Source organism: Mesorhizobium sp. M0500 (genome assembly GCF_040321165.1).
Taxonomy (GTDB): domain Bacteria; phylum Pseudomonadota; class Alphaproteobacteria; order Rhizobiales; family Rhizobiaceae; genus Mesorhizobium.
Map to the genome: position 1 here is coordinate 148,052 of NZ_JAMYRB010000013.1, position 10,949 is coordinate 159,000.

A 10,949-nucleotide genomic window follows, 5' to 3' on the forward strand; every position below is an offset into this window, starting at 1 on the left:
CCCTTTTCGTTCACACGGCATGGGCGTACTGCGCTTGCCGTGGTCTGATGATGCAATCGGCAAGGCGGTCCATCTCATTCAGCTCGTCGGCGTGATGCTGGCCCCACTGGCAAAGTGCCAGCAGGATCGGCTCGAGGCTGAGGCCGAGCCGCGTCGCCGAATATTCGACGCGCGAAGGTATCTCGGCAAAGATCTCGCGGCGGACGAGGCCGTGCTCTTCCATTTCGCGAAGCTGCTGGATCAGCACTTTCTGGGTGATATCGGGCATCAGCGCCTGCAGCGCCGACAGCCGCCGGGGGCCGTCGAAGAGATGGTACAGGATGACCGCCTTCCAGCGGCCCGAAATCACTTTCAGCGCGCGCTCCGCCGGCAGCGCCGGCAGTCTCTTGATCAGCTTGGCCATGGTCACCTCCCGGTCAGCAGCGGACAAATCGGTATGTAGTCGAAGCCAGGCAGATAGTGGCAAACAGCGGCCGATGCCAACAGCGATCGGTGCATGCGATGATAGCCATTCAACTGAGCCGCTTCGGCGGGCCCGACGTTCTCGACATAGTCGCGGTGCCGAAGCCTGAGCCGCAAGCCGGCGAGGTCTTGGTCCGCGTTCATGCGGCCGGGGTGAATTTCTTCGAAGTGCTGATGCGCGCGGATCGCTATGCGGTGACGCCGCAACTGCCGATGATCCCTGGCGTCGAGGCCGCCGGGATCGTGGAGGCGCTTGGGCAGGGGGTGGACGCTTCCTTGCTCGGCACGCGCGTCGCCGCGTCGTTGTTCGCCTCGAGCCGCCCGTTTGGCGGCTATGCCGAGTATGTGACGATCGACGCAAGCCTGGCCGTGCCCTTGCCGGATTCGCTCTCGTTCGAAAACGCGACGGCATTGATGGTGCAAGGACTGACGGCATTGTATCTATCGCGGCAAAGCCCGCCGGCCGGCAGATCGGTGCTGGTCGCCGCTGCCGCGGGCGGCGTCGGTTCGTTGCTCGTCCAGCTTGCCAAGCGCGCCGGCGCGAGCCGTGTCATCGCGGCAGCCGGCAGCAAGGCCAAGCTCGACCTTGCTTTGTCGCTGGGAGCCGATGCTGCCGTCGACTACAGCAACACGGATTGGCCGGTGCACGTCCGGTCAGCCACAGACGGCGCCGGCGTCGACATCATCTACGACATTGTCGGCGGCCCGCTGACGGCGGTTGCGCTGGAGGCTCTGGCACCTCGCGGAGAGTTGGTGTTTGCAGCACTTGGCAGATACGCGCTCGGCGCCCCGGAGATGGAGGCGATGATCGGCCGCAACCAGTCGCTGAAGGGTTTTGCCCTGCTGCCGTTGCTGTCTAGGGACGGGCTCCGTGACGGCCTTTTGGAGCTTTTCGATCTGGCCGCTGGTGGTCAGCTTGTGGTGACCAAAGGTGGCCGCTTCCCGCTCGACCAGGCCAGCCAGGCGCATCGCCTGCTGGAGGAGCGCGGCGCGACCGGCAAGGTCGTCTTGATACCTTAGTAGGTGCTCCGCAAGGATCCGGGGTTGTGCCGTACAGGCCGTCAGCGAACCCGGTAGAACGGATTTGGCAGCAGGAACAGCCTCTCGGCATGCCCGCCGAACAGGTCGGATGGCTGGTCACCGACATTGGCAATTATCGTGTAGCCGGCCTTTTCGATTTCGGCCCTTATGGGTGACTTGAAATCTGCGGCGGAGCCGTATTTGGCCCCAGGCTGGACCATGTAAAGGTGCTCGTAGCCGGCATAGCCGGCCGACTGCAGGTTCTGTTCGGTTGCCTGACGCTGGTCCTCCGGACGTCCGGTGATGAAGAACACCGCGACTTTCGCCGTTCGCGCCTGCCGGAAAACCTCCAGCACGGCGTCGATGGCCGGATCCTTCGCAAGCTGATCCCAGGCGGCCCAGCCACAGGGACCATCGATTGCGATGTCGCAGGCGCCGCCGATCGGGCGGCCGAAATTGTCACGTGTGATCACTTCCCAGTTGGCCAAAGCCGTCTCGTCGATATCGAGCACCAGTGCGGGGCGAGGCACCTCCATTGCGCGCTTGATGACCCAGTCGCCTGCCTGCTTCGCCACAGCGGCAAGGTCGCGGTCATAGTCGCCGGAATCATGATAATTGGCAGCCGCCAGCATCGCATCGCCGACATTGGCTGGCTGGGACGGGCTTGTGAGAAGGAGCGAGTCGGAACGTGCCGGCGCAGGAACATTTGTGCCAATCATCAGCACGATTGCCCCGGCACGCGCAATTCTATTCCAACCAATCGCCCGCATCACGAGACTTTGCTGTCACGAGAAGTCGGCTGTCAAGCGAGGTCTTCCAAAGGTAGTGTCTCAGTTTGAAATTTGAAATATGCGAAAGCGCCTATCCCGGTTTGCTCGCCTAGGCGAAACCGCCTATGTGCTCAGCGGAAAGCATGGAAGGCACCCAATGTCAGATCCGATTCAGTTGCTACCATTCGCCTTGTTGACAGTCCTCACAGCAATCCCCGCGTGGGTGCTGTTTGGGCGACTAAGAATGTCTCGGGCGTGGGTGCTTCTCTCTGTGGTCCCGTTGGGAATGATAATCATTCTCTGGGTCGTCGCGTATAAGCGCTGGCCAATTCAGGAGGCAGCAATTGCCCACCGGACCTAAAGGCCAGAAGCGCCCCGCCGATGTGATCGGCAACGCCGTCCGCGTCATGCGCATGCAAGACTCCTGCGAGGAAGTCGTGCTTCGGTGGCCAGGCACGCCGCCACCGCCTGACTACGATGGACCGTCGTCTTAATTTCAAACTGAGACACTACCCTTCCACAGGTCTTCGAGACCGCGACGCTGAATTGGACATTCCAGATGCCGAATGTCTCTATGGGTTGCTGCACGCTACACGATTTCCGCCGTCGCGGTCTTTGCCTCCAAACAGGTGACGCACCGCCGGAACCGCCGGTCGAAATGCGTCACCCGAAAATCATGGCCGTCACGCGCTTTGCCGTGCCCTACGCCGCCTGAACGATCTCGACCAGTTCAACGTCGAACACGAGATCGCGCCCGGCCAACGGATGATTGCCGTCGAGCTTGACGCTGGTGTCGTCCACGCCGACGACTGTTACCGGCATCGGGCGCCCTTCCGGGGTTCTGACCTGCAGTCGAGCGCCGATATCGACATTGATGTTGTCTGGTACGCGGGCGCGGTCGACGGTCATGACCGCTTCGGGGCGGTGGGGGCCATAGGCGGCGTCGGCGGGAATGGTGACGGTGCTTTTCGCGCCCACCTCCATACCCTCGACATGGGTTTCGAGACCGGCGATCACTTGTCCTTCACCCAACGTGAATTGCAGCGGTTCGTTGCCGGAAGAATCGAACTGAGTGCCGTCAGCCAGGCGGCCATTGTAATTGATGCGCACGGTGTCGCCATTCTTGGCCTGTGTCATGATAGCCATCCTTTGAAAGTTTCGAGGGGCCGGCCAGAGCTCACGGTCCCGTCCTCGATCATCCACACACTTAGGTGCGCGGCGCGAAACGCTAAAACTAGGGACCTGGCTGCCGATGTAAACCCCGATTGCGCGACGCCGGCATGACCCGCCGGCCTTCGTCGCCTTCGGCAGCAGTGCACCGGTCTAGCAGTCATGCCGGCTCAGCCCATCCAGGCGGCGTGCAAATGGCGGCTAGATCAGGTTATGGCCGCCATCGATGCGGATCGTCTCGCCGGTCGTGAAGTCGCTTTCCATGAGGTAGAGGTAGGCGGCGGCGACGTCCGCAGCGGTCGGAATTTTTCTCGATGGCAACCGGGCAGCCATGTCGGCAAAGAAGCTGGATTTGGCTTCTCCAACAATGTCCCACATCGGTGTGTCGACCCATCCGGGCGACACGACATTGACGCGCGTCGGGGCCAGTTCGAGCGCCAGGGCGCGGGCGAAGTAGCTGAATGAACCGGCAATCGCGGAGACGACCGAGCCTCCCGGCACCGGCGGCCGATCCTTATTTATTCCCGAGGTGAAGGTCATCGAGCCGCCGGCTTTCAGGGTGCGCACAGCATGCTTGGAGAGCATGACAGCGCCAATCAGCTTGTTATCGACGAAGCCTCGCACAGCCTCCATGTCGGTACTGCCGATCGGATCGCCGGGCGGCAGTGTTCCGGCGGTCGATACGAGGTGATCGAAGGGACCGACCTCGTCGAACAGGCGAGCGACGTCCGCTTCGTCGGTCATGTCGGCGACCACGCTGGTCACGCGGCCCGCATTGAGCGTCCGTTCGGCAGCCAGCAGTTTCTCGGGCGAGCGTCCGACGATCACGACCTTCGCTCCGCCGTTGAGAGCAGCTTCCGCGACGCCGAGACCGATGCCGGAACTACCGCCGACGACGATGACTTTCCTGTCCACGAGCGATGTCATGAGGGTTCTCCGTTCGTTGCGATTGCGGTGAGGGTCAGGCCTTGCCGGCATAGGCGGCTTCGAGGTCGGCGATGATGATCTTGCGCATCCCGTACATCGCCTGCCGGACGCGGTTGGCCTTTTCGCGGTCCGGATCGGCACTGAGCCGCGGCAGGATTTCCGGGATGACCTGCCAGTAGACGCCGTATCTGTCGGTGAGCCAGCCGCAGGGTTGTGCCCTGCCGCCGCCGGCGGTGAGCGCCTCATAGTAGTAGTCGGTCTCGGCCTGGTCCCTGGTCTCGATGTAGAGCGAGAGCCGCTCGTTGAAAGGCGGCTGCGGCCCGGCGTTGAGCGCTGTAAGGTGCAGTCCTTCGAGCTCGAAATCGAAGGTGGCATGCGGGACCGTCTTGTTGGTTCCGGACACCCAGTCGGTGTATTCGATGGTCTGGAGCGCTTTGCTGTTCTTGAAGACCGAGAGATAGAAATCGCGAGCTTGCTCCGCATCGGTGTTGAACCAGAGGAATGGGTGGATGGTGGCCATGTCCGTTCTCCATTAATTCCTTGCGACAGCGATCTTTTGCGAAGAGCCTGTCCGCTGTTGCTTTCGTTCAGGCTAGCGGTAGTCCGACGGCCGATAGACCGAGCCGTCCCAGTCGCGGGCAAATCCGAGGTCTTCGAGCCGGCGGGTCGAGAAGCGTGCAATCTGCCGCCCGGTCCGGCGCCGGCTGCTCGAGGCGAGGATGCGGCCGGCCATGCCGGTCAGTACGTCGACGATGGGTTCAACTCGTTTGGCGTTCATGGTGCTCTCCCAGAGTGGCGGCAGTTTTGGTTTCAGCAGTTGCCCCGCGACTTTCGTCAGCGAGAGTATCAGTCACATCAAACTCGCCTTTTGCAGCGGCGGTGAATGACTGATTACGCGAGCAAACATGCCGGCTTCTGGCCTGGACGACAAACGACTTATCGGCGACAATGTGTGAGCATCACTCACACGTACAGGTATCGATCCATGCCCCGGAAGCTGCCTCCCCTCACCACCTTGCCAAGTTTCGAGGCCGCGGCGCGCCTGTTGAGTTTCTCCAAGGCGGCAGAGGAACTTCATGTCACCCACGGTGCGATCAGCCGGGCGATCAAGAATCTTGAGGATCAGCTCGGTGTGCAGCTGTTCGAGCGCGGTACGCGTTCGGTGAGTCTGACAGCCGTTGGCGAGCCCTATGCGCGGGCGGTGCGCGAGGCGCTCGCCCAGTTGGCCACCGCCACCGCTGCAGCAACAGCCCGCTATTCGAGTTCGACATTGAACGTCAGCACCTCCGATGGCTTCGCGGGGAGATGGCTGGTGCCCCGCCTCTATCGCTTTCACCGTGCGCATGGCGACCTCGATGTGCGGGTTTCGACGAGCGGGAAGCTGACCAACTTCCTCGGCGACGGCATCGATGTTGCCGTCCGTTATGGCAACGGAAACTATCCGGGGCTAACGTCGGAGTTCCTCACCGGCGAGGAGGTGTTTCCAGTGTGCAGCCCAAAGCTTCTTGAGGGTGCACATCCGCTCCGCACGCCTCAGGACCTCAAACACCACACGCTGATCCGTGACAGCTTTCCGATCGACTGGGCGACCTGGCTAGCAAGCGCCGGGGTCGAGGGCGTTGACCCGCAGAGCGGGATTACCTTTGACTCTGCCACCTTTGCCATGGAGTCGGCCGCACAAGGCGAGGGGGTGGTGCTCGGCCGGACCATGCTCGTTGCGGCCGACCTTGCCGCCGGGCGGCTCGTCCGCCCCTTCGGCCACGCCCTGAAATCCCCCTCCAGCTTCTATTTCGTCTACCCGCCAGAGGCGATCCGTCAGCGCAAAGTCAAGGCTTTTCGGGATTGGCTGCTCTCAGAAGTCGCGCCGCAAATGGACTGACGGGAAGGCCGAGAGAACAGGATCGTCTACATCGCGCAGTCACCATCGGCTCGCCCGAAACGCGGTGACGATCCAGGCACGCGAGTCGAAAAGCACACCGTCCGCGGTCAAATGCGCGTCGAGCAGATCGCGCAACCGCCGCAGCGGCGCGTCGACATCCACATCTGCGCGGGCGAGCGGATCCTTGACCAGTTGCAGGCCAAGCAAAGCGTCATAGGCCACATCGACGTCCTGGCCGTAGAAGACCGGCTCATGCACTTCGGCAAAGTCGACCGAAACAAAACCGGATGCACGCAAGATCTCCGCGGTGATGGCGGGGTCGCCAAGCGAAAACGGGGTGGCGGCGCCCCCCGATATGGCGGTCCCCGGCGCAATTGCCCGCTGAATGGCAGTTGCCCACTCGTTACGGTCCTGGCATCGCCATACCATCCACACAAGACGTGCCCCTGGTCGCATCGCCCGGGCGATATTGGCGAACGCCGCCGCCGGATCGGCAAAGAACATCACTCCAAATCGACTAATGCACAGATCGAAGCCGGCAGGCGGAAATACCAGCAATTGCGCATCGCCGCGCTCAAAGGCGACGTTTCGCAATCCCTCTTTCGCGCTACACTTCCGGGCGATCTCGAGCATCTCGGCCGATACGTCCACGCCGAGCACGCTGCCTTCCACCGCGACACGGGCAGCATCACGAGAGGATTGTCCCGAACCGCATCCGATATCGAGCACGCGATCGCGCGTTCCCACCTTGACCGCAGCCCTGAAGACCTCGTTGTGCCGTCGCAGTTCGGCGTCGTAAAACGCAGCGCAGTTCAGCACCATCGCACGCCTGCCTGGAGATGATGGGCCGGCAGCATTTCCGGCCGCTCTGCCCTGATCTTTTCGCGTCGGGCCACCCCCGAACTGTCAGCCGCGCCGCGCCGCCTCGATCGCTGCAACGTCGATTTTCTTCATCTCCATCATCGCCTTGAATGCGCGCTTTGCTTCATCGCCGCCGGCGGCCATCGCTTCGGTCAGCACGCGCGGCGTGATTTGCCAGGAGATGCCCCATTTGTCCTTGCACCAGCCGCAGGCACTTTCCTGGCCGCCATTGCCGACGATGGCGTTCCAATAGCGGTCGGTCTCCTGCTGATCGTCGGTGGCGATCTGGAAGGAGAAGGCTTCGTTGTGTTTAAACGCGGGCCCGCCATTGAGGCCGAGACAGGGGATGCCGGCGACCGTGAACTCGACCGTCAGCACGTCGCCTGCCTTGCCGGACGGGTAGTCGCTGGGAGCGCGGTGGACGGATTTCACCGAACTGTCGGGAAAAATCTCGGAATAGAAGCGGGCCGCAGCCTCGGCGTCCTTGTCGTACCAAAGGCAGATCGTGTTCTTGGCGATTGTCATTGCTGGTCCCTTTGCTTTCGAAATCAATCGGGGCTTTTGAAATCAACCCGGGTTTTTCACAGCTGGCCTCGGCGTTGCACCGGACATGGAAATGCGCTCGTGCCATCGACGTTCCGGCAGCAGCAGCTGCCCGGAATCAAGGTACCACGGCTGGTGCTTTCAGGACCAGATGCGGGCAGTGACTCGAATCGGCGATGGTCCGCCTGCTCCGACCGGCGGCCTCACTCTTTGCGTAGGGCAGCGCCGCTTTGCTCAAGGTCGCGCTGGCTTTCCGTTGGCGCGCCGTTGCCTCAGAAGGCGCATGAGCAAGTTCCGTCTGTCCTTGCGCGGGACGAGTTCGATATCGCTGACAAGTTTTGCGCCGCCCTTGTGCCGCTCCAATGTGATCTTGCGGCTGTGGAAGGCCTCCAGCTCGGCGCGGTGCGCTACGCTTATGATGGTGACCTTCGGCAATTCGCGAATAATCATCTCCATCATCTTGTCCTGGCTCTTCTCGTCGAGTGCCGACGTTGCCTCGTCCAGCACGATGATATCGGGGCGGTGCAGCAGAAGACGCGCGAAGGCGAGGCGCTGCTTTTCGCCACCCGACAAGGTCTGGTCCCATGGCGCGTCCTCCTCGATCCGGTCGTTGAGGTAGTCGAGTCCCACCTTGTCGAGGGCAGCCTTGATCTTATCCAGCGTCCAGTTGTCGGCGGCGCCTGGATAGGCGACAGCGCGGCGAAGCGTCCCGGTCGGGATGTAGGGCCGTTGCGGCAACATGAACAACCGTCTGTCGGCGCGGATGTTGACGCTGCCGCTACCCCATGGCCACAGACCCGCGACGGCCCGCACCAACGTACTCTTGCCCGAGCCGGATTCGCCGGCGACGAGCACCCGCTCGCCTGGTTCGATCACGACCTCGGTTTCCTTGACCACGGCGGTGCCGTCGTCGAGCGACACGGAGAGATTGTTCAGGCTGAGCATCGCATCGCCGCCGGTCTCGCCGCGCTTTATGCGTCCCAGCGTGTTGCTCTGTTCCGCGCGCTCGAGCCCGTCGAGCGACATCATCAGCGAGGCGATGCGCCGTGCACAGGCGTTCCAATCGGCGAGACGGGGATAGTTGTCGACCAGCCATCCGAACGCGCCCTGCACGATGGCAAAGGCCGAGGCAGCCTGCATGACCTGTCCAAGTGTCATGCTGCCTTCGAGGAACTTTGGAGCGCAAAGCAAGACCGGCACGACAGGCGCAAACAGGCTCGACCCCTGAGACACCAGCGCCGTGCGCATGTGCTGGCCTGCAAGGAGCGCCCATTGCCTGAGCACATGGGCAAATGTCTTGTCCATGCCGCTGCGCTCCTCCTCCTCGCCGCCGAGCAATGCGATGCTCTCGCCGTTTTCCCGCACGCGCGTCAGCGTGTAGCGGAACTCGGCTTCCGCCTGATTTTTTCCCTCGGAGAGGTGGACGAAATGGCGGCCAATGACCGCCATCGAAGTGGACGTGATCGCGGAATAGAGCACTGCGGTGATGACCAGGAAGCCGGGAATGGTGACCGTCGAACCTGCAATCGTCAGGGTCAGGGCGCCGCCGATCGTCCACAGCACCACGATGAAGGTCGAGGCCGACAGAAATGCGACGATGACACCGGCGATGAAATCGACGGGCGATTCGGTGGCAATCCGCAAATCCTCGGCGATGCGGGCTTCGGGGTTGCTATGATCGCCGCCGACGAGGTTCAGCTGATAGTAGCGGCCGCTTGCGAGCCAGCGCGCGATGACCGCGGTGGTGAGCCAGGACCGCCAGCGGCGCTGTATCCTCATGCGAAAGAAGACTTGTGCCACCACAAGGCTGGCGCTTCCGATCACGAGTGGCAGGAATACGGCGCTCAGCCAATATACGGTGTGGGCATTGCGTTGCTCAATGGCGTCGAAAATTGCGCGATTCCAGACATTGATCCCATACTGGAAGCCGACATTGGCGACGATCAGGACCAACAGCCCGATCGTCAACGGCCAGGCGACCCTGTCGCCACTGCCGCTCCAGTAACCGCGCGCGCTGATCCAGAAGCGCTTAAGCAGGTATCTCTTGCGCGCCCGCTCGGCCTCTTCAGGTGTCAGCTCAGGATCGGGTTCGGTGACATCCGGCGGCGGCGCGGGCTCGCCGACGACCTCGGACGCGACTTCGACAGTCGACTGTTTCTCGCGGCGCGACTTCTCGGCATCGCGCGATTGGGCGCCGTCAACCGATTTCAGCTTAAATTTAGCCTCGGGCATCCGGCGATAACGGCTTAAAAATCAGAAGGTTTCATAGCGTCCGCTCGAGATCCCAGATGCCAACAACGCCAAGGCTTCTCAGCTGTTCCGGTGCTCGCAGCAGCCTATGGTCGTTCTCGATGACAGGCTTTGATCGTTGCGGGGCAGACCGCCGAGCGTCGGCTGCGGGTCAGTCTGCAACAAAGCATCACCTGCTGCGGTCTCGAGAATTCGCTTCAGGCTCTCAAGATTTGTCCGCATGCTGCATTCGAAGAGGCTGGACGCAAGCGGCGCGAGAAGTGCCATCGGCCCGAGTCAACAGGATCGAGGAGGAGAGATCATCTCGATTGCGATTGCGAGCATCTGCTGCCCAGCCGGACCGCGCCAGCCCCGAGTTCCGGAACAAGGGTGCGATTTTGCCGTTGAGCCAGAAACTGGAAGCGACCCGCATGTCCGAATTGCCGAATGAAGAGATCGAAGGGCGGCTGAACGCCCAGCGCGAGACTCTGGCGCTGGTCGTTGCGCTGCTTGCCAGCAAGGATACGGCACCCGAGCGAATATGGGCCGAACTGGAGGCCCGTTTTCAGTTTCAGAACAGTCAGGAGGACCCTGGCGTCCTGCCAAGCCGCGCATTCGCCATCGAAGCTGCGAAGATGCGGGAGTTCAAGCTGATCGCCGAAGAGGCGCAGGCGCGCAATGCGGAATGGAACCGCAGGGACAAGCCACAGGGCGCCAGCTGAAACCCCGGAGAGTGGATGCAGGACCGGCTATTTTACAATGACTGAGCAAGCGTCAGCTTTGCTGCAAAAGTGTACGTGCCAACTCTTGCCATTCGTCGTCAAGCGTTAAGGTCGACGGCGCCGCCTTGCTGCGGCGATACCAATATTCCGCATTCGACTGGTCGCCTTCCTTGCGGTGGAGATAGGCATGCACGTGCATGCCCGCCGTATCGTCGCGCTGCTGCGCGCACTCGTGCGCCTTAGCCCAATCGCCCTTTGCATCCCACCACAGCGCCTGCAGGGGTCGTGTCCCCAGACGTGGTGTAGCTCGGCGGTAGCGAAGCCGCTCGCGAGCGCGCCCTCAACAGCGCCGTAGCGAGCGAGCGG

General features: G+C 62.2%; 13 protein-coding genes. 3 read left to right on the forward strand and 10 right to left on the reverse strand.

The window, feature by feature from the left end:
* Nucleotides 1-10 precede the first annotated feature (10 nt).
* Nucleotides 11-403 carry a winged helix-turn-helix transcriptional regulator gene (locus tag NKI70_RS22305; RefSeq protein ID WP_352697601.1) on the reverse strand — a complete coding sequence of 131 codons (393 nt, stop codon included), beginning with the start codon at nt 401-403 and terminating at the stop codon, nt 11-13.
* Between the two features lie 98 nt (nt 404-501).
* On the opposite strand from NKI70_RS22305, the gene NKI70_RS22310 reads away from it, so the two are divergent.
* Nucleotides 502-1,482, forward strand: coding sequence for a quinone oxidoreductase family protein (locus NKI70_RS22310; RefSeq protein WP_352697603.1), 981 nt, complete (start codon nt 502-504; stop codon nt 1,480-1,482).
* 41 nt (nt 1,483-1,523) lie between these two features.
* On the opposite strand, the gene NKI70_RS22315 is transcribed toward NKI70_RS22310, so the two are convergent.
* The 5 genes from NKI70_RS22315 to NKI70_RS22335 form a co-directional block, all read right to left on the reverse strand.
* A complete protein-coding gene (locus NKI70_RS22315) occupies nt 1,524-2,114 on the reverse strand; it encodes an HAD family acid phosphatase (protein ID WP_352645022.1) in 591 nt (196 codons plus the stop codon).
* Between the two features lie 840 nt (nt 2,115-2,954).
* A complete protein-coding gene (locus tag NKI70_RS22320) occupies nt 2,955-3,389 on the reverse strand; it encodes an FKBP-type peptidyl-prolyl cis-trans isomerase (RefSeq protein WP_352450461.1) in 435 nt (144 codons plus the stop codon).
* Nucleotides 3,390-3,623: 234 nt separating this feature from the next.
* Nucleotides 3,624-4,349, reverse strand: coding sequence for an SDR family oxidoreductase (locus NKI70_RS22325; RefSeq protein WP_352586823.1), 726 nt, complete (start codon nt 4,347-4,349; stop codon nt 3,624-3,626).
* Nucleotides 4,350-4,383: 34 nt separating this feature from the next.
* Complete coding sequence (locus tag NKI70_RS22330; RefSeq protein WP_352697605.1) at nt 4,384-4,869, reverse strand: VOC family protein; 486 nt, start codon at nt 4,867-4,869, stop codon at nt 4,384-4,386.
* Nucleotides 4,870-4,941: 72 nt separating this feature from the next.
* A complete protein-coding gene (locus tag NKI70_RS22335) occupies nt 4,942-5,127 on the reverse strand; it encodes a DUF1127 domain-containing protein (protein ID WP_352637203.1) in 186 nt (61 codons plus the stop codon).
* A gap of 207 nt (nt 5,128-5,334) precedes the next feature.
* Between NKI70_RS22335 and gcvA the strand changes: the two genes are divergently transcribed.
* On the forward strand, nt 5,335-6,228 hold the full coding sequence (gcvA, locus tag NKI70_RS22340; protein WP_352456973.1) for a transcriptional regulator GcvA: 894 nt from the start codon (nt 5,335-5,337) through the stop codon (nt 6,226-6,228).
* Between the two features lie 39 nt (nt 6,229-6,267).
* Here gcvA and NKI70_RS22345 read toward each other — a convergent pair whose 3' ends face one another.
* The 3 genes from NKI70_RS22345 to NKI70_RS22355 form a co-directional block, all read right to left on the reverse strand.
* A complete protein-coding gene (locus NKI70_RS22345) occupies nt 6,268-7,050 on the reverse strand; it encodes a class I SAM-dependent methyltransferase (RefSeq protein ID WP_352456960.1) in 783 nt (260 codons plus the stop codon).
* A gap of 84 nt (nt 7,051-7,134) precedes the next feature.
* Nucleotides 7,135-7,608, reverse strand: coding sequence for a VOC family protein (locus NKI70_RS22350; RefSeq protein ID WP_352724906.1), 474 nt, complete (start codon nt 7,606-7,608; stop codon nt 7,135-7,137).
* 258 nt (nt 7,609-7,866) lie between these two features.
* The gene (locus NKI70_RS22355) at nt 7,867-9,864 is read right to left on the reverse strand and encodes an ABC transporter ATP-binding protein/permease (RefSeq protein ID WP_352456961.1); all 1,998 of its coding nucleotides are present in this window, start codon (nt 9,862-9,864) and stop codon (nt 7,867-7,869) included.
* A gap of 428 nt (nt 9,865-10,292) precedes the next feature.
* On the opposite strand from NKI70_RS22355, the gene NKI70_RS22360 reads away from it, so the two are divergent.
* Nucleotides 10,293-10,583, forward strand: a complete 291-nt coding sequence (locus tag NKI70_RS22360) for a hypothetical protein (RefSeq protein WP_352456962.1) — start codon at nt 10,293-10,295, stop codon at nt 10,581-10,583.
* A gap of 52 nt (nt 10,584-10,635) precedes the next feature.
* Here the strand turns inward: NKI70_RS22360 and NKI70_RS22365 are convergent, their stop codons facing one another.
* Nucleotides 10,636-10,878 carry a hypothetical protein gene (locus NKI70_RS22365; RefSeq protein WP_352724908.1) on the reverse strand — a complete coding sequence of 81 codons (243 nt, stop codon included), beginning with the start codon at nt 10,876-10,878 and terminating at the stop codon, nt 10,636-10,638.
* Nucleotides 10,879-10,949 lie beyond the last annotated feature (71 nt).